Source organism: Bacillus clarus (genome assembly GCF_000746925.1).
GTDB lineage: Bacteria > Bacillota > Bacilli > Bacillales > Bacillaceae_G > Bacillus_A > Bacillus_A clarus.
Genome location: NZ_JMQC01000008.1, coordinates 4,594,280 through 4,611,257 on the forward strand (window position 1 = coordinate 4,594,280; position 16,978 = coordinate 4,611,257).

Annotated in this window: 17 protein-coding genes and 3 pseudogenes; 14 read left to right on the plus strand and 6 right to left on the minus strand. The window is 33.3% G+C overall.

Annotation, left to right across the window (positions count from 1 at the left end):
• Positions 1-17: 17 nt before the first annotated feature.
• A complete protein-coding gene (locus DJ93_RS24390) occupies positions 18-755 on the minus strand; it encodes a ZIP family metal transporter (RefSeq protein ID WP_042983671.1) in 738 nt (245 codons plus the stop codon).
• Positions 756-910: 155 nt separating this feature from the next.
• On the opposite strand from DJ93_RS24390, the gene DJ93_RS24395 reads away from it, so the two are divergent.
• Genes DJ93_RS24395 through DJ93_RS32885 form a run of 3 tightly spaced genes read left to right on the plus strand, consistent with a single transcriptional unit; the run spans position 911 to position 2,074 of the window.
• Complete coding sequence (locus DJ93_RS24395) at positions 911-1,681, plus strand: class I SAM-dependent methyltransferase (protein WP_042983673.1); 771 nt, start codon at positions 911-913, stop codon at positions 1,679-1,681.
• A gap of 32 nt (positions 1,682-1,713) precedes the next feature.
• Complete coding sequence (locus DJ93_RS24400) at positions 1,714-1,926, plus strand: TniQ family protein (protein ID WP_042983674.1); 213 nt, start codon at positions 1,714-1,716, stop codon at positions 1,924-1,926.
• Positions 1,919-2,074 carry a hypothetical protein gene (locus DJ93_RS32885; RefSeq protein WP_161785259.1) on the plus strand — a complete coding sequence of 52 codons (156 nt, stop codon included), beginning with the start codon at positions 1,919-1,921 and terminating at the stop codon, positions 2,072-2,074. Before DJ93_RS24400 ends, DJ93_RS32885 begins: the two co-directional genes overlap by 8 nt.
• 370 nt (positions 2,075-2,444) lie before the next feature.
• Here DJ93_RS32885 and DJ93_RS24405 read toward each other — a convergent pair whose 3' ends face one another.
• Both DJ93_RS24405 and DJ93_RS24410 read right to left on the minus strand, forming a co-directional pair.
• Positions 2,445-2,738 carry a hypothetical protein gene (locus DJ93_RS24405; RefSeq protein ID WP_052109627.1) on the minus strand — a complete coding sequence of 98 codons (294 nt, stop codon included), beginning with the start codon at positions 2,736-2,738 and terminating at the stop codon, positions 2,445-2,447.
• A 234-nt stretch (positions 2,739-2,972) separates the two neighbouring features.
• Complete coding sequence (locus tag DJ93_RS24410) at positions 2,973-3,368, minus strand: hypothetical protein (RefSeq protein WP_241484323.1); 396 nt, start codon at positions 3,366-3,368, stop codon at positions 2,973-2,975.
• 603 nt (positions 3,369-3,971) lie between these two features.
• On the opposite strand from DJ93_RS24410, the gene DJ93_RS24415 reads away from it, so the two are divergent.
• Together DJ93_RS24415 and DJ93_RS24420 are read left to right on the plus strand one after the other, a co-directional pair.
• A complete protein-coding gene (locus tag DJ93_RS24415; protein WP_042983675.1) occupies positions 3,972-5,045 on the plus strand; it encodes a patatin-like phospholipase family protein in 1,074 nt (357 codons plus the stop codon).
• Positions 5,046-5,270: 225 nt separating this feature from the next.
• Complete coding sequence (locus DJ93_RS24420; protein WP_181969198.1) at positions 5,271-5,966, plus strand: vWA domain-containing protein; 696 nt, start codon at positions 5,271-5,273, stop codon at positions 5,964-5,966.
• 319 nt (positions 5,967-6,285) lie between these two features.
• Here DJ93_RS24420 and DJ93_RS24425 read toward each other — a convergent pair.
• Positions 6,286-6,591 (minus strand): annotated as a pseudogene (locus DJ93_RS24425) (class I SAM-dependent methyltransferase); the annotation flags it as partial.
• Between the two features lie 46 nt (positions 6,592-6,637).
• Positions 6,638-7,079: pseudogene (locus DJ93_RS24430) on the minus strand (MarR family winged helix-turn-helix transcriptional regulator).
• An 834-nt stretch (positions 7,080-7,913) separates the two neighbouring features.
• Here DJ93_RS24430 and DJ93_RS24435 point away from each other — a divergent pair.
• Positions 7,914-8,675: a class I SAM-dependent methyltransferase gene (locus DJ93_RS24435; protein WP_042983676.1), complete on the plus strand. Its 762-nt coding sequence runs from the start codon at positions 7,914-7,916 to the stop codon at positions 8,673-8,675.
• Between the two features lie 204 nt (positions 8,676-8,879).
• On the plus strand, positions 8,880-9,515 hold the full coding sequence (locus tag DJ93_RS24440) for a CPBP family intramembrane glutamic endopeptidase (RefSeq protein ID WP_042983677.1): 636 nt from the start codon (positions 8,880-8,882) through the stop codon (positions 9,513-9,515).
• A gap of 613 nt (positions 9,516-10,128) precedes the next feature.
• Here the strand turns inward: DJ93_RS24440 and DJ93_RS24445 are convergent.
• Positions 10,129-10,350, minus strand: a complete 222-nt coding sequence (locus DJ93_RS24445; RefSeq protein ID WP_042983678.1) for a DUF6366 family protein — start codon at positions 10,348-10,350, stop codon at positions 10,129-10,131.
• 209 nt (positions 10,351-10,559) lie between these two features.
• Here DJ93_RS24445 and DJ93_RS24450 point away from each other — a divergent pair, with 209 nt between their 5' ends.
• From DJ93_RS24450 to DJ93_RS24475, 7 genes and pseudogenes are all read left to right on the plus strand, one after another.
• Complete coding sequence (locus tag DJ93_RS24450) at positions 10,560-10,967, plus strand: GNAT family N-acetyltransferase (protein ID WP_042983679.1); 408 nt, start codon at positions 10,560-10,562, stop codon at positions 10,965-10,967.
• A gap of 85 nt (positions 10,968-11,052) precedes the next feature.
• Positions 11,053-11,706, plus strand: a complete 654-nt coding sequence (locus DJ93_RS24455; protein WP_042983680.1) for an MBL fold metallo-hydrolase — start codon at positions 11,053-11,055, stop codon at positions 11,704-11,706.
• Between the two features lie 205 nt (positions 11,707-11,911).
• Positions 11,912-12,412 (plus strand): annotated as a pseudogene (locus DJ93_RS24460) (MMPL family transporter); the annotation flags it as partial.
• Positions 12,413-12,658: 246 nt separating this feature from the next.
• On the plus strand, positions 12,659-12,784 hold the full coding sequence (locus DJ93_RS34475; RefSeq protein ID WP_259300197.1) for a hypothetical protein: 126 nt from the start codon (positions 12,659-12,661) through the stop codon (positions 12,782-12,784).
• A gap of 129 nt (positions 12,785-12,913) precedes the next feature.
• Positions 12,914-14,494, plus strand: a complete 1,581-nt coding sequence (locus DJ93_RS24465; protein ID WP_042983682.1) for a spore germination protein — start codon at positions 12,914-12,916, stop codon at positions 14,492-14,494.
• Positions 14,491-15,594, plus strand: a complete 1,104-nt coding sequence (locus DJ93_RS24470) for a spore germination protein (RefSeq protein ID WP_042983683.1) — start codon at positions 14,491-14,493, stop codon at positions 15,592-15,594. Before DJ93_RS24465 ends, DJ93_RS24470 begins: the two co-directional genes overlap by 4 nt.
• Entirely contained in the window at positions 15,578-16,783 is a 1,206-nt protein-coding gene (locus tag DJ93_RS24475) for a Ger(x)C family spore germination protein (protein ID WP_042983684.1), read from the plus strand. Before DJ93_RS24470 ends, DJ93_RS24475 begins: the two co-directional genes overlap by 17 nt.
• Positions 16,784-16,978 lie beyond the last annotated feature (195 nt).

Genomic DNA, 16,978 nt, shown 5'->3' on the forward strand with positions numbered 1-16,978 from the left:
TAAACAGATAAATTGAATTAATGATGTCCAGTGAGAAGAGTGAAGACTGTTATGAGCAGAAAACCACTAATAGACCATGATAGAAATGGAAGGGAAGAAAGTTGTTTTTTAGCTTTCCAAAGCATTTCGTGTATTGTGACATAACCTAACGAACCAATGGCGCTCCCCATAATAAGTCCCTGCAAATGAAGTGCTTTTTCATCCATCATAATGCCAAAGATAGTGCCGGTACCGAGAATAATTGATAGTAATAAAGTAGTTAATAGGAATGACATGTATTTATGTTTCGTAAATAAAAAAGGGATGACTAATGCTAATCCTTCTGGAATATGATGAATAACAATCGCAAGTAAGAATGGAATGGCAGATTCATTATGATTTGTGAAGGCAGTACCTAGCGCAAAACCACTTGGCATATTGTGAACAAAAATGGCGAAGGAAAGAAAGAGAAAAGTTTGCCACGCTTGTTGATCCTTTTTATGTATCACCGGATGATGGCAATAGCTATCTAATAAACTCATAACTAAAATACCGATAGCTATTCCAAGTATAGGACCAATAATTTCATAGTCTGAAAATGTCTCTGGAATAATTTCAAGCACTAATAGACCAAGTAAAATGCCGCCGCATAATGCGTATAAACGATGCATCTTTTCTTCAATAAGTTGACGCGTCGCAACGCCAACAGCGCCCCCTAACAATAATCCACCAAATGAAAAAAACGTAACGATCATGGGAATCCATAAACGTTCCATAATATCACACTCCAATACTATGACCCTCATTTTCAGCTTACGAAAGGAGGAGGGAGATTAGTCCAAATAATTGAGGATGATTGTAGAGAAAAAACTATTTATTCGTTATAATCTATATATTCTATTTGAGAGGTAATAAGAAAAGGGGAATAAGATTGCAAACAAAGTGGAGTTTATCTGAATATGAAAATCCGAAGCGATATGATGTAGAAAATAAAAGTTTGTCAGATTTACCATTCTTACTCTCATGGGCGAAACAGCTTGGCATAAAAAATGAATGGATTTTAGATATTGCATGCGGAACAGGAAGAGTAACAATTCCTCTCGTAGAAGCAGGATATCATATGATTGGTGTAGATATACATGAGGGAATGCTTGCTGAAGCGAAGAGGAAATCTACAAGTTATTCGAAGGTGAAATGGTTACAACAAGATTGCTTGCAGTTGAACGTCGAAGAAACCATTCTGTTAGCGTATATGGTAGGACACGGGTTTCAGCACTTTCTAACTAATACGCACCAAAATCAATTATTAACATCCATTTATAATGTGTTAGAAGATAATAGTATATTCATTTTCGATACACGTTTTCCGTCAAGGGAAGAATTAATGCAACCATCTACAGAAGAATATTGGACAACTGTTACAGATGAAAAGGGAAGAAGATGTGATTTGTATACTGAGATGACATATAACTCAATTACGCAAATCCAGCACTACATAACAACGAGAAAGTTGTATGAAGAGGATGTGCTAGTAGAAGAATTGAAAACAACTATAGATCTTCGGTATACGTATCCGCAAGAATTAGAAAGATTGTTAGTTGCGAATGGGTTTGAATTGTTACATATATACAATGATTGGGATGGGAATGAGTTAAGAGAGAATTGTTATTCTATGGTTGTGGTTTGTCGGAAAGTGGTATAGATTCATTTTTTCTATATTGAAAAGTGACAAAAATGAATGTGCTGACTCTATTTCCGATGCCATATCCAGGTGAATTGGTGTATAGTATGTTCGTAAGATACCCTATTCGTTCAGGTAATCGAAATACTTCGCAAACAGCAAAAGATATATTTCATACGGTATATGCGATAGCGGCATATGATTTGCCAACTCATTTGGAACGAGTTGCAAATAACATAGACAATGAACAATCCTGCAATGAATAAAGGTCCTGAAAAGGATGAAGTGCATGTGCTCTTCTTTAAGAACCAGGAAGTAGAGGGTACTGATTTATCAGGTATTCCGCATACTGCACTGCGAGAACTTATCCTTCTTGAAAAAGAGTGGAAGCGTATAAAGCGAAAAAGAACATGAATTGAAGCCTTACTATTCAATATCAGCACGCGAAATATATATGAAATTCTGAAAGAAAATGAAAGTTTTAATTTCAAGACTTTTCCTGTCATGGTATACTTTTGGTAGGTGGTCCAGCACACCGATGTGAATAATGTTTTACGTCTTTTCTTGTGCGTTATTTTTTAGACACTAGGGAAAGAAAAACCGATTGAATCTGTACAGACTCAATCGGTTTTTCTATACAAGCATTCATCAGCCTCGTTTTTTGATCATTCAAGGTGCTGCTGTGAAAATAAGTTTAATCAAAATGATTTCTTTTTTTGCTAGTAATCAATGAAAGCGAACTTAATATATAAGTAAGTGCTAATAGCATATGCAATAAAAGCAACTATGGTAACAAACCAATTCTCTTCCTGTTTTGTACATACTTTGAAAGTGCACGAAGAAAAAGTAATATGGTTAATTGCATTGCTACGGCTTGTATTACAGCCATTCGTGTAGGTTTCGTAATAAAAATTATCCACGGGCCTGAAAGCATACGTATACTAACAATAATCATTGCGAGACTTTTCTTACTATAACCTTCTTTTGTATTAGTTAAATAATAATCGTGGAGCATTATAATGACTGTTAGCAATAAGCTTAAACTCAAAATCGCAACAAATTCTAAAATCTCCACCACATCATTATCTCTCCTTTTTGTAAACATTATCCATTATGTGAAAACAGTAAATTTTTTAGATGAGTAGGAAGCAATTGTATCCAATTTTGATTTGAGATCATGATGGATTAGTTCTAGTAGATAATGCCCCCTGTTATAATCTATTTAATAATTTTCTTTCATAGTAGGAATACCGGATGGGCGTAATGGATATTCCCATTTATGAGCGCATTCTGTTAGCATATATCCTGTTTCTCACTTTTTTTCGTCTGTATTATGATTGATATAACCGCATTGTTGTTGCGAGGTTATAATATCACGAGGAGCAACCTGCGCATTCTCGAAACGGCTAAGATCAGGCGTCACATCTATCCAACTTTGATCCGTTTTCTTATCGTAACGAGCTTTCAAGTGGTAAATAATCCAACCTTTTGGTTGATCAGAGTTATTGCTCTCTAGTGAGACCCTAACTGAATAATGAGTAACTACATCAATCTCGACCTCTTTTTTATTTTTCATATCTTCCATGAATTGTACAATTTCACTATAATCTGTTTCTTGTAGCTCTTCCTCAAAAACACCAAGAGATATTAAAAGTAGTATGAATGCTGTAATTGAAAATAAAGTGATAATAATTCTTTTTTTTGTCATACGGTTCCCCCAACTTTGTCATAATGCTTAGCACGTATCTATTTGCTTATATTGATAATAGTAGTCTATCATTTCACACAATATCAATTCAAACCGATTATTTTAGTGTCTCTATTTTCGAAATAATGACCTCAGGTTGTAAATTAAAAACCTTCATTATTTAATACATAATTTCCTGAAATTTGTATAGTCAAACGATTCAAATTGAATATCTTTAATCATCGGGTGAAATGTACCGTTCTTTACTTTATGTGACGTTACTTATCCATTTGGGATATCATACAGATATTTTAGTTGGCGTCATCCTTTTTATCTTTATCGCAGTGTATGCACATATGTTAGCCACTACAAAATATGTTTGTTTAGATGAGAGTGGTTTACTTGTGAAAAGGGTCATGACCTCACAGAAGACAAATAACAAGAGCTTTTCAAAAAAACATTTCAAAACATACCTTTCCTTTCAATTAGCAGCCTCATCTAATCTTAATTGTCTCCCAACTCACCTCTGTGGAGCACTGGTTTTTCTCAAGAATAATATTGTATATATTCTATTTCTCCCCAAATACTAAGACGGATTGCGAATTTTTCTACTGGAGGTATTTCATGACGTATCCATTTCGAAATTTAGTATTTGAAGGTGGCGGAGTGAAGGGTGTTGCCTATATTGGTGTACTTCGTTATCTAAATGAAGAGATGATATTGCCACAAATTCAACGGTTTGGAGGTACATCAGCAGGCGCCATCACTGCATTACTATTAGGACTTTCCGTTCCATTTGAAAAAATTGAAGAAATTCATAAAAAAATGAATTTTAAAGCTTTCAAAGATCATGATTTTCTATTTATTCAAGATAACATTCGTCTATTCTTTGATGGTTTTGGGATCTACAAGGGCGATTTTTTCACGGAGTGGATAGGAAAGATTATTGAAGACTGGACAGGGAGTAAGGATACAACGTTTCAACAGTTGTATGAAAAAACAGGAAAAGATGTGTTTTTCCAAGGTACAAACATATCCACTCATCAACTTCGTACATTTTCTCGGGAAACGACTCCCGATATACCATTAGTTATTGCAGTGCGCATTACTATGTCCATTCCGTTCTTTTTCAAATCTGTAAAATGGGAAGAAGAGTATTATGTAGATGGGGGTGTGCTAGATAATTATCCGATTCGTCTATTCGATCGTAAAAGTTACGTTAGTAAAGAAGAACACCTTGCGCGAACTGCGGTTACTGCCGAGATTAATAAAGTAATCAGCGACTTGGATAACCAAGAGGGGGGAAGCTGGTTAAGCACCCAATACAATGTTAATTTCTTTGAACATCAGGATGAAATTGTTTATAACAAAGAAACTCTCGGTTTTCGTTTAGAGTCCAAAGTTGAGATCGCGATGATGAAACATGTAGCAAACCCAACAAGACATCACATCGGTCATTCTCTCATTGATTTTGCCTGGAATTTATCCCAAACAATGATAAAGGGACATCAAAGTGGAAAAACAACGAAAGAAGATGCAGCGCGTACGGTTTTTATCAATACTTTTTTTGAATCATCCTTTAACTTCAATATGACAGAGGAACAAAAAGCAACACTGATTGAATCAGGGTACACATGTACCAAAGATTATATTACTCAATTTAATAATCCTGAAATTCAATTGTTTAATCGTCCATAGAAAAACCAAGTGATATATCACTTGGTTTTTCTATGGGAAGACAAAATCGATATTTTTCAGGGAGCTGAACAATAATCAGATACACTATAATCAGAAAAGAAGGAAGGATGAGACATTTGGACAAAAAACGAGTTGTCATTTATGTTGTAGGGGGTCACTTCAAAACAAGCGACTTTAGACAATGAAAAACAGTTTGTTAATTCCGTTCCACTTACATTTGAAGAAATGGTGAAGTATCCGAATGGAAAATATAACGGGAAGTATAAAGTAGGGCTATTAGATGTAGAGAAAGAAGCGGTTCGTGATACAGAAACGAATATAAAATCCGCTGAATGGAATGGGAAATCTTATAGTGAGCAAGCGGAGTTATATTTACATACGATATATAGTTTATTAAAGCAGGAGATTACGCCATTGGATCAAATACCATTGCGAATTTTGGAAGTAGGTGATTTCGGTACAGAAGAAAAGAAAACATTAGGAACGAAAGATGAGCAAAAAAATAAAGCGGAAAGTGGAAGCTATAATATGGAAATATTACTAGATGCTAGTGGTAGTAGGGCTGGTAAAATTGATGGAAAAATGAAGATGAATATTGCAAAAGAAGCGATTCAGCAATTTGTTTCAAATTTACCAGAGACAGTGAATGTTTCGTTACGGGTATATGGTCATAAAGGTTCAAATGAAGAGAAGGACAAAGAGTTATCATGCGGAGCGATTGAAAATGTATATACATTACAAAAGTATAATCAATCAACGTTCCGTAAATCATTAGATGGGTTTCAGCCTGTAGGCTGGACACCGCTTGCTGAAGCAATTAAAAAATCTACAGAAACGTTCCAGCTCGCAAAAACATTCCTCCCTCAAATGCTTTTTTTATCAAATACGCCTTTGGGGCAGGGGAAAGATTCCAATAGCTAACTCCTATAGCAATTACGACGAAAATGAGTAGAAGAAATATACGAATGCTTTTTTTCAGTTTCCTACGGATTTTTGAAAATGTTTTTACACTTATGTTTTATATAGGTGATCGATTTTAATTAACAGATGGGGGATAGCTACTCGGATAATAAGGTTTTTATTGAATGTCACGAAAACGTTTTAAAAACGTTCACTTACGAAGAGGTTTCTAATATCGCTATAATGACAAAGACTTAAACAGAAAGGATGATAGAAATTTCCAACAATTAGAAAGGGAAACCTCCAATTTGGCATGATGATGTCCCTAGGGCTGGTTTTCGTTATCGGCTCTTGAAAAAGTGGTATCTAGTCTGGAACCGATATTTACTATAGTAGCATTCGGACGCTTTCTAATAAATTGTCTTATTGTATCGTCGATTTTTCGAGCGGGGGCAATGTAGGTTATACATCCATATTCACCAAAGGTATTCGATATATTAGAAAAATCAAAATCACAATTTTTAATGATCTGGACGGCTTCTTTATCATCCAAAATGTCTTTATTGTTTTTACTCTCATATGCTCGTCCCAAAAGTGGAATAAGCATAGTACCTTGAACTGATTGGAAATCTATTTCTTTTACCATGAAATATCCTCCGTTGAATAATTAGCATGCAAACGTTAGTATACGTTTAGTCGTTATTTAACATTTTTGATAGTATTTTATTTGTTTTATATAATCCGTACGTCAAATCGTATCGATCTTCTTCAGATAGATTTTTAAGAGTATCAGTGAAATTATTATAAATTTGTTTCCATCTTTCATAGTGCACTTTTTCAGCTTTTTCTGTTAGAGAAATTAAAACAGCTCGCTTATCTGATGTATCTTGTTTTTTAATAATGTATCCGTTTTGCTCTAAATTACGAACTGTTACACTTAGTTGTTGTTTTGGGATATTTAAATAACTAGCAATGGTTTTTTAAGTTTACAGGAACATTTTGCTGTGCGATATATTCGACTACGTGTTGCTCGATATGTGTAAATTCAGATGCTTTTTCAGACAATAATTTGAAAGTACCAGACATATTCAGTAATAAATTCATGTACTCATTTAACAAATCTTTATCAGCCATTATTTGCGCTTCCTTTATCATTTTAGTAATTATTTTATTACTACTTTTAGTTTGAATCAAATCATTTTATTTATAGTAGTAAATTTTTATTTGCTACTGTAGTGTCCTTTCAAATATTGTGAATTGCAGTAGAAGAATAGATGAAATGATTTTATGAGAGGGGGATATAACGAGCGTAAAATATTACTTTAAATATAAAAAACTAATCAATCTAATGTCTCTTTCAGTTATTATGTTGTAAATAATTTTGTGGTAAAATCTTTTACATAATTAAATAAAGGGGTAATATTCCATGGGCAATTTCTCAAATAGTTTATTAGTTTTGTTTGTTCTTATAGTATGTAGTTGTATAGTTTTTGGTGGATAATATAATGTTACGTTATAAAAAGAAGTTATCTCAATAGAGTGAGACAACTTCTTTTTTGTTATAGGTTCACTTTATTTAAATCTGTTTGACCGTGTCTTATTACATAAATCACTTTTATATCCTCTTCCTTGAATAAAAATATGTGATTCGAATCATAAGTTTGTCAGTATGGCAAGGGTATGGTTCTTTTGGTTTGCAGCAAAGTCAACGTTCCTAAATTTGTAAATAGGAATTTTTTTAATGAGATAATAAAGTGGTTCAATGAATATTTTTCCATGTATAAATAAAAGCTTTATATACATATATATCCTTTGTGAAAAAAGGAAATATTGTATAATATTCTTATATTATATTGAAAGCGAGTGATTTATTATGACAGTCAGATCTTTCTATTTATTAACTAAATTCGAGGTACGGAAGGGGTAATATTAGAAATCTTCCGTACACAAAAACGGAGGGAAAAATAGATGTTTAGTTATTATGGTAAACTTTCTACCGAGCTTTACAATATTACAAAACCTGTTGGTTATTCTTTAAACGGTGATATTGAGTATTACCAAGAGCGCTTAAAAACTTGTCAAGGACGTATTCTTGAAGCTGGCGTTGGTTCTGGCCGTGTGATTATTCCACTTCTTAAGGCTGGACATATAATTGATGGAATTGATTATTCTCCTGAGATGTTAGATTCTTGTCGTAAACGTTGTGAAGACAGAGGTTTAAATCCTAATTTATATCAAGGTAAATTACAAAAATTTTCATTACAGTTTCATTATGAAGCCATTATTATTCCTACTGGTTCCTTTTGTTTGATTGAAAACCGGGATGACTCTCTAAATGCGTTAAAATGTTTTTATAGACATCTGATTCCAGGGGGACGATTGATTGTTGACCTTTCATTACCTCATGATTGGCAGGAGGGAGAAATTACTACGGCATCTTTCCCTCTACCTAATGGAGATGGAATTATGTTGGAATCAAAATCGATTGAAATTGATTGGATTAACCAATTTACTGTATCACATTTGAAATATGAAAAATGGCGCCAAGGAGAATTAATGCAAACGGAACTGCAACGTTTTGCAATGCGTTGGTATGGAATTGAGGAATTTAAGCTTATTTTAGAGAATATTGGTTTCACTGATATTACATGCTCTGCTGATTATGTTTACAAGAATCCACCATCTAATGCAAGACAAATTGTTACTTTTGAAGCTATTCGCAAGCAATAACATAAGAGAGCTGTTGTCGTGTAGCGACAACGGCTCTCTTGGGATATAGCATTAAATCGACAGTTTATCAGGTGGTGTATAATTGGGTGGTGAGAAAATTAGCAAAAAAATAATTTATTATTCAACGGTGTTCATTTATTTACATTACTTATTCATGTCGTCTTGTTAAAGATAGAGAATAGTCGTAATTTTTTAGGGCTTACGATGGTTGTTCCACTTTTAACAGTTATTTTATATCAAAAAATATATAAGAAACAAAAAATACTTCATACATTTGGTATTTTACGTCCAACTTTAAAAACGGTAGTTTTTTTCATGGTATTTCCACTACTTCTAGGAATTGGCTTGCATTTTGGTTTTGGTATTTACAATATAACATTCTTATTTAAGCAGTGGAATGAATTAGGATTTCTACTTCTCGTTGATCTAACAATCGGTTCTTTATCTGCACTATTAGAGGAAATCATTTGGCGTGGGAACTTTCATTACTATTTAAGGAGAAAATATTCATTAGCGTGGACAGCAGTGATTACTGCAACGATTTGGTCCATGTGGCATGTACCAATTGCACTGTTTTATAAAAACTATGATTTATGGATTTTAGGGATATTTAGTTATTCCACTTTATTATTTGTATTTTTGATAATTTTAACTTATACGAGAGAGTATGGTCGTTCTGTAGTGTCAGCTTCGATTTTCCATGGTATGTTTAATGTTTTTTATTTAACAGATGGGATGCAAAATGGATGCAACGTCGAAGGGATGGAACGGATTAAATTCATCTTATTGGTAACTGTATTCAGCATGGTGTGTCTTATACATCGGAAAATTAAACGATAGGTGAATGAATTGAAGGAAATAGAGAGCTAAACATCAAACATATAAATTAAATATAAGTTAAAAGGTATTTTTAAAGAACAAGGGAAAAGTGTTATTCATTATGAATTTACAAAAAAAACTAAAAAAGTGCTTCTTTTGATGAGCCTGACGGGAATCGAGCGCGTCTGCTAATTCTACCAAAGGAATTTTAATATGTTATATATTCATAATTTTTAAATTTTAAATATAACACTAATTGAATCAAAAAGACTTTAGGGAATATTATATTGCACATTTTATACGAATCCCTCTAAAAAACTATGGTTTATAGCAATAATAATATGGTTCAAATTGTGGCTGATTTATGATTCAAATTACAAAATATAAGAAGAATGTATTTGCGATGGTGATACAAATAACAAATTAAGAAGGGGAACAATCATCTGGATGAGAAAATTTCAAGGTGTGGACAAATAACTATCTATATTGATTCAGGTATCTTGAAATAGGCAAGTATGTATCCTTTGAAAAACAAGTGGAACAAATGATTATTTTAGCGTTTCAAAAATTCAACCATACTAAACGGTTGAATTTTTGAAAAGTGCATAATAAAAGGTCTTAAAAAGAAGACTTCTTACTTAAAGAATATGGATGCTAATACAAAACCTATTAAAATTACAAGGATTAGGATGCCGGTACCTTTCCAACCTAAACTACCTACTAAATCAGCAAGTTTTCCATTACTAGCCCTATGAAATGCATCATTCATATTTCCAGTTGGATTTCTTTTTAATTCTTCTTGTCTTAATCTTTCTCTTGCTCTTGCTCTTTCAGGAGTTTCTTTATCTTTGCTCATTTTAGTGACTCCTATTTTTTTGTAATTGTAGCATAATTTGTTGATTATTAGATAATCAATTTTATCTTAATGCATATATAAGATGATAGTAATAGATTATAGAAGATTTTCAATTACTTATATTAAAAATCAATATTCTTTACGAAAACAGCTTTAATAAAAGAATAATTCAATTAAATGGTAAAAGAAAGATAACGGGGAGTACTTATATGAAAAACACTATATGTTATACAAATGAACCTCCTGAAAGTTTCAAACAATTATTAACCTTGTATGAATCTTTAGGATGGAATTCACTTAAATTAACGGTTAACGATTTAGAACAAATGTGCTATCAAAGTTGGTATGCAATATACGCTTTTGATGGACAACAATTAGTAGGGATGGGGCGCGTTATATCAGATGGTGTAATTACTGGAATTATTTGCGGATTGTGTGTATTACCGCAATATCAGTCCAAAGGCATTGGAAAAGAAATATTGAAACGAATAATCCGACAATGTGAACAAAGTCGAGTTATTCCCCAAATTATGTGTGTTGAGGATTTGAAGCCTTACTATGAATCTTTTGGATTTGAAGAATTTTCGGTTGGAATGACGAAAAATATCAAACGATAACGGAGCTTTATTTTTTCAATCTTTTTGTGCAATCAAACCTATTCTTAGACATCAATAAAATCTAATTATAAAGGAGACTAAAGTTATGGAGATTTCTAAGGGAGTAGAGATGTTGCACCTTGAATTTTATGGAAATATTATTCATCCAATCCTTTTATGGGATCAGGAAATGGCAGTTTTAATAGACACTGGATTCCCTGGACAAATTGAAGATTTAAAAGTAGCAATGGATAAGGTAGGAGTGTCGTTTGATAAAGTAAAAGTTGTGATTTTGACGCATCAGGATATAGACCATATAGGCAGTCTTCCTGAAATATTACAGAATTGTGGAAGTAATATTAAAGTTTATGCTCATGAGCTAGATAAGCCTTATATCCAGGGCGATTTACCTCTATTGAAAGATAGATACGTAGAGAATCCACCGAAAGGAAAAGTGAATGACACCTTGATTGACGGTCAAGAACTGCCGTATTGTGGCGGGATTCTTATTATCCATACTCCCGGGCATACTCCTGGCCATATCAGTTTATATTTAAAACAAAGTAAAACGCTTATCGCTGGGGATTCAATGTATAGTGTAAACGGAACACTGGGGGGGATTCATGTCCCAACCACTTTGGATATAAAGGAAGCCCAACAGTCTTTGAAGAAATATTTAGACCTAGATATTGAATCCGTAGTTTGTTACCACGGAGGATTAAGTAAGGTAAATATTAATAAGCAAATCCAAAAATTATAGAGAATGCTAATAATAGATTATCATTTTTTGAGGAGTTGTTATTAAACAGTGTGAAGGTTGAAGAGTAATGGTTCTTTATTGGTACCTCTATTTTATTATTTTCGTTGTTCAACAATACTAACAGAAAATCATCAAAATTTTTTATAAATAAATTTCCTAATGACACTAAATAAAAGCATGTTTTGAATAATCTTTTTTCATTAACATGCTCTTTATATTTGCTCTTTTATTATTACTTGCTTATTTAAGTTCTATCGTTGCGATGATTTACTTAATTGTAACTGTTGTTTTATCATTTTTCTCAGCTTTAGGAGCGGGTTGAATTTTACTTCACTTCGGTATGGGAGCATCTGCTATTCAAGGTGTAATTCCGTTATACGCATTTGTATTTTTAGTTGCTTTAGAGGAAGATTATAATATTTTCATGGTTTCTGAGATTTGGAAAAATAAAAAGAAGCAAAATTATGTAGAATCCGTAAAGAATGGGGTAATACAAACAGGTAGTGTTATTACTTCGGCTGGTGTAATTTTAGCGGGAACTTTTGCAGTATTAGGTAAATTACCAATTCAAGTTCTTATTCAATTCGGTATTGTGATAGCAATTGGTGTATTATTAGATACATTTATTGTAAGACCGTTACTTGTACTTGCGATTACAGTTGTTTTAGGGTGTTGGGCTTTTTGGAAGAAAGAAGATATTTTGTAAAAAGAAGGTTGCCGATAAAGTCAGTCAAACTGATTTTCAGGCAACCTTTTTGATTAGCTGTTGAGCAGATCAAGAATGCGGGGAGATTTACAGTTTTTATTTTGAATATTCATTAAAATCAGCAGAGGTAATGTATGACAAAGTTTTAAGTGAATTAAAATTTTTCTTATCAGACATAATAATTTATAAGAAATTCCAATTGAGTGGGGAATTTTCTATATTATTTGTTGTTATAGGATGATTAAAATGTGGGAAACGATTATTTTTTATTTTCCAGAGTGGAAAGTTTTTATACAAGCCTTTATCGTACTTTTAATTCCATATATGCTTTCAAGGTTTTTTAGTTGGATTCGTACATTAGAAAAAGAATAATACAACGAACTAACTTGGGATTAATGTGAGATTCAATAGAAGAAACATATGGATACTCAAAGAAGAGTAGTACTAGGCAAAGTGTGTTAATGCGTTCTAATGTACTGGAAGCTTTTTAGAGAAAGAGTGATGAAGGTGAAAGCACAGGACTCAATGGTTAATCAAAACCAAGGACAGGGCAATACATATGAGAATAAGCCTACTAAAGTTTCTGAAGACTACTTTACAGGTGATTTTAACTTAGATTTGGAGGTTATAAAAAAAGAAGCTCTTTACAACTCGGACGTTTATTGTCGAGAGTTGAATATAGGTGGGACTAGCATCCGGGCAGTTCTTGTTTTTGTAGAAGGGCTGTCAGATAAAGATCTTATTGATATGCACATTATGAAATCACTGATGTGTAATTTTTTTGATGAGTATAAAGATGAATCATCTTACATGAAAGATAGAGTTTCAAAAGAGTTTATTAAAAACCGAGTTCTTCCTATTAGTGGAGTGGAAGAGTTGCAATCTGTACAAAAAATGATGTCAAAAGTGTTAATGGGTTCAACGGCATTATTAATTGATGGATTATCAGATGTATTCATACTTAATACAAAAAAAGGAAAAACACGTAATGTTGAAGAGCCAGTATCAGAGGGATCGGTCAGAGGTCCACGGGTAGGTTTCACAGAAGTTTTGTCGGACAATACTGCATTGTTACGGTTACATGGTGAAAATGAAGGGTTATCTTTAATGAAATTTCATGTGGGAGAACGGGCCAAGAAAGAGTTGGTTGTTGCCTTTATGAAAGAGATTGCTGATCCAGAATTAGTAGAAGAAGTTAAGAAGAGAATTCAGAAAATTAATATTGATAATGTGCCAGATTCAGGTTATGTAGAACAACTTATTGAAGATAATTATCTTAGTCCTTTTCCGCAAGTACAGAGTACGGAACGTCCTGATAAAGTTATCGCTGCACTAATGGAAGGAAGGGTTGCAATTTTATTGGATGGAACACCTTTTGCATTAATTGTTCCGGTTACATTTAGTATGATGATGCAATCACCCGAAGATTATTATGAGCGCTGGATACCAGGTACGTTAATTCGTTTATTACGCTTTGGAACAGCTATTATTTCTCTTTTTGCTCCCGCTCTGTATATTTCATTTATTTCATTTCATCCTGGATTGATTCCAACTAAGTTAGCGATTTCAATTATAGGAGGTCGAGAAGGTGTCCCGTTTCCTGCAATTATAGAGGGGCTATTTATGGAAATTGCTATCGAAATTTTACGAGAAGCAGGGTTACGACTACCTAAGCCGATTGGTTCAGCGATGGGAATTGTAGGAGGGTTAATCATTGGGCAAGCTGCTGTATCAGCTGGAATTGTGAGTCCAATCATGGTAATTGTTGTGGCGGCCACAGCTATTTCTTCTTTTGCACTTTCGCATTATAGTACAGCAATTCCATTACGTATTCTTCGCTTTGTAGCTATGTTTTCCGCCGCAATATTTGGATTATATGGAGTTATTCTGTTTTTCCTCTTTATATGCAGTCATATTGCAAGGCTTAAAAGTTTTGGTGTACCTTATGCTAGCCCGGCTGTCTTATATCAATTTAGTGATTGGAAGGATTTTATGGTTCGTATGCCAATTCAGATGATGAAGCGGCGTCCGAAAATGTTGAATTTAAAAGACTCTGTACGGAAAGGAAGTGAAGAGGAATGATTACGAACTCAAAGGACAAGATTCCCACTTCACAAGCAATTGTTATTCTTATCAATTATATACTTGCTATAGGAATTCTCACCTTGCCTAGAACCGCGGCTGAGAAAGTGAATACACCTGATGTTTGGATAACTGTTATTTTAGGTGGATTAATTGCGATGGTTACGGGTGTAATTATCGTGAAGTTAAGTCAACAATTTCCTGAAAAAACATTTTATCAGTATAGTCAAGAAATTGTAGGGAAATGGTTTGGGGTATTACTTAGTTTATTGATTATCAGTTACTTTTTTACACTTTCTTCATTTGAACTTAGAACGTTGGAAGGTATAACAAGTTTCTTTCTACTAGAAGGTACGCCTGACTGGGCTATTCTTATGCCATTTATGTGGATAAGTCTTTATTTAAATTTAGGCGGAATAAATGCGATAGCACGTTTATTTGAAATTATTTTTCCGATTACAGTTTTTATTTTTTTAGTGACATCTTTTATGAGCATTGGAATATTTGAACTCGATAATCTTCGTCCTGTAGTAGGATTAGGGATTGTTCCGGTATTAAAAGGCCTAAAAACAACAACTATGGCATATTCGGGTGCAGAAATTATGTTGTTACTTTTAGCCTTTATGAAGAAGCCATCTCAAGCTGTAAAAGTTGTTATAATTGCCACTACGATTCCGTTACTTTTTTATGTTATTACAGTTGTAATGGTTATAGGAGCGTTTTCTATCGATGGTGTATTGGTGAGAACATGGCCTACAATTGACCTTATGAGAAGTTTTGAAATCCAAGGCTTAATTTTTGAACGGTTTGAATCTTTGTTACTAGTGATATGGATTATGCAAATCTTTGCAACGTATACAATCTGTTATTATGCAGCTGCTTTAGGATTAGCCCAGCTCTTTAATAAAAATATTCATTCCTTTTTATATGGATTACTTCCAGTAATATATATCGTTGCTGAAATTCCGAAAAATATCAATGAGTTATTTGAATTTGGCAATATGATTAGTAACGCAGCGATAATTTTATTTGGTATTCTTCCATTTCTTCTCCTTATGATTTCGAAGGGAAGGAAAAACAGGCATGAACCAGAGTATTAAAAATAGAAAAATTTTCATAAGATTAACGTCAATTGTTTTTCTCTTATTACTTACAGGATGCTGGAGTAGTCATGAAATTGAGGAACTAGGTTTCGCCGTAGGTTTAGCAATAGATAAAGAAAAAGAAATAAAAATTGAGAAAGAAATCGAAGAAAAGGGCGGAGGATATAAGAAGAAGAATTTGATAACAACCACCTATCAATTCGTTAAAGCACAATCATCATCAGATGGAGGAAAAGGTGGAGTATCACAACAAAAAGCTTATATGAATGTTGCAGAAACAGGAGATTCACTTCATCAATCAATTCGTGAAGTCGCGTTAAGAAGGCAAAGGCCTATCATTTTTCATCATACGAAAGTGATAGTGGTAAGCGAAAGTATTGCCCGAACATATAATTTAACACAGTTATTGGATATTTATATTCGTGATAATGAGATGAGACCTAGTTGCTTTGTTATGGTTAGTAGAGGGCTAGCTAGTGATGCGTTAAAATCAAAAGAATCAGGGGAAATTCCAGCATTTCGCTTGATTGAGATTGAGGATAATCAATATAGATCCTCGCGAATTTTACCACCTATGCCGCTTGCTAAACTACCAGGAAAGGTGAAATCTGGGGCGAGTTTTCTTTTACCGAATGTAATTTCCATAAATGGAGAAGTAAAATATATAGGTGCTGCTGTGATTAAGGGAAGTACAAAAAAACTCCGTGGTTTTTTGAATGAGAATGAATTGGAAGGTTTAATGTGGATAACTGGAAAAGGAAAAAGTGGCTTGGTAAAAAGTTTTGATAAAAAGACGAAAAAACTTATTATGTATGAAGTGAAATCTATGAAAAGTAAAATTAGGCCCTATGTTAAAGGGGATAAAATCTCTTTTGATATAAATATTCAGTCTGTGGGGCGGTTATCCGAAAACTGGGCTGAGTCAGAGGAAACTTTTAAAAATACATTTCTCAAAAGGGTGGAGCAAGCTGCCCAACAAGAAGTGAAGCAGTTAGTGAAGCATACATTACAAAAAATTCAAAAGGAATATAAAACTGATGTTGCTGGCTTTAATACTAGTTTGAAAATCAAGTATCCAAAAGTATGGAAGAAAGTTGAAAAGGATTGGGATAAAGTGTTTAGTAAGACATCAATCAAATATAATGTAAAGCTAACCATTGAAGATTATGGTACGGAAGGAGCTTAATGAATAAATAACATACAATACACAAAAGCTCTGAAGCATGGACTTTTCTTAATGTTCACGATTTGGAGCTTTTATGTTGTGTAGGTTTCAGTATTGTATTAAATAAATTAACAAAAAGATAGATGTTTCGTTTTAATATTTTTTATTTTATAATTATTCATAGGGGAGGGTAAATATAATCGGTAGTAGTAGGAG

Excerpts from the sequence above, each read along its gene's own strand:
- DJ93_RS24390 (WP_042983671.1), bottom strand. The coding sequence starts at position 755 with ATGGAACGTTTATGGATTCCCATGATCGTTACGTTTTTTTCATTTGGT.
- DJ93_RS24400 (WP_042983674.1), top strand. The coding sequence starts at position 1,714 with ATGAATGTGCTGACTCTATTTCCGATGCCATATCCAGGTGAATTGGTG.
- DJ93_RS32885 (WP_161785259.1), top strand. The coding sequence starts at position 1,919 with ATGAATAAAGGTCCTGAAAAGGATGAAGTGCATGTGCTCTTCTTTAAG.
- DJ93_RS24410 (WP_241484323.1), bottom strand. The coding sequence starts at position 3,368 with ATGACAAAAAAAAGAATTATTATCACTTTATTTTCAATTACAGCATTC.
- DJ93_RS24415 (WP_042983675.1), top strand. The coding sequence starts at position 3,972 with ATGACGTATCCATTTCGAAATTTAGTATTTGAAGGTGGCGGAGTGAAG.
- DJ93_RS24420 (WP_181969198.1), top strand. The coding sequence starts at position 5,271 with ATGGTGAAGTATCCGAATGGAAAATATAACGGGAAGTATAAAGTAGGG.
- DJ93_RS24435 (WP_042983676.1), top strand. The coding sequence starts at position 7,914 with ATGTTTAGTTATTATGGTAAACTTTCTACCGAGCTTTACAATATTACA.
- DJ93_RS24440 (WP_042983677.1), top strand. The coding sequence starts at position 8,880 with ATGGTTGTTCCACTTTTAACAGTTATTTTATATCAAAAAATATATAAG.
- DJ93_RS24445 (WP_042983678.1), bottom strand. The coding sequence starts at position 10,350 with ATGAGCAAAGATAAAGAAACTCCTGAAAGAGCAAGAGCAAGAGAAAGA.
- DJ93_RS24450 (WP_042983679.1), top strand. The coding sequence starts at position 10,560 with ATGAAAAACACTATATGTTATACAAATGAACCTCCTGAAAGTTTCAAA.
- DJ93_RS24455 (WP_042983680.1), top strand. The coding sequence starts at position 11,053 with ATGGAGATTTCTAAGGGAGTAGAGATGTTGCACCTTGAATTTTATGGA.
- DJ93_RS34475 (WP_259300197.1), top strand. The coding sequence starts at position 12,659 with ATGTGGGAAACGATTATTTTTTATTTTCCAGAGTGGAAAGTTTTTATA.
- DJ93_RS24465 (WP_042983682.1), top strand. The coding sequence starts at position 12,914 with ATGAAGGTGAAAGCACAGGACTCAATGGTTAATCAAAACCAAGGACAG.
- DJ93_RS24470 (WP_042983683.1), top strand. The coding sequence starts at position 14,491 with ATGATTACGAACTCAAAGGACAAGATTCCCACTTCACAAGCAATTGTT.
- DJ93_RS24475 (WP_042983684.1), top strand. The coding sequence starts at position 15,578 with ATGAACCAGAGTATTAAAAATAGAAAAATTTTCATAAGATTAACGTCA.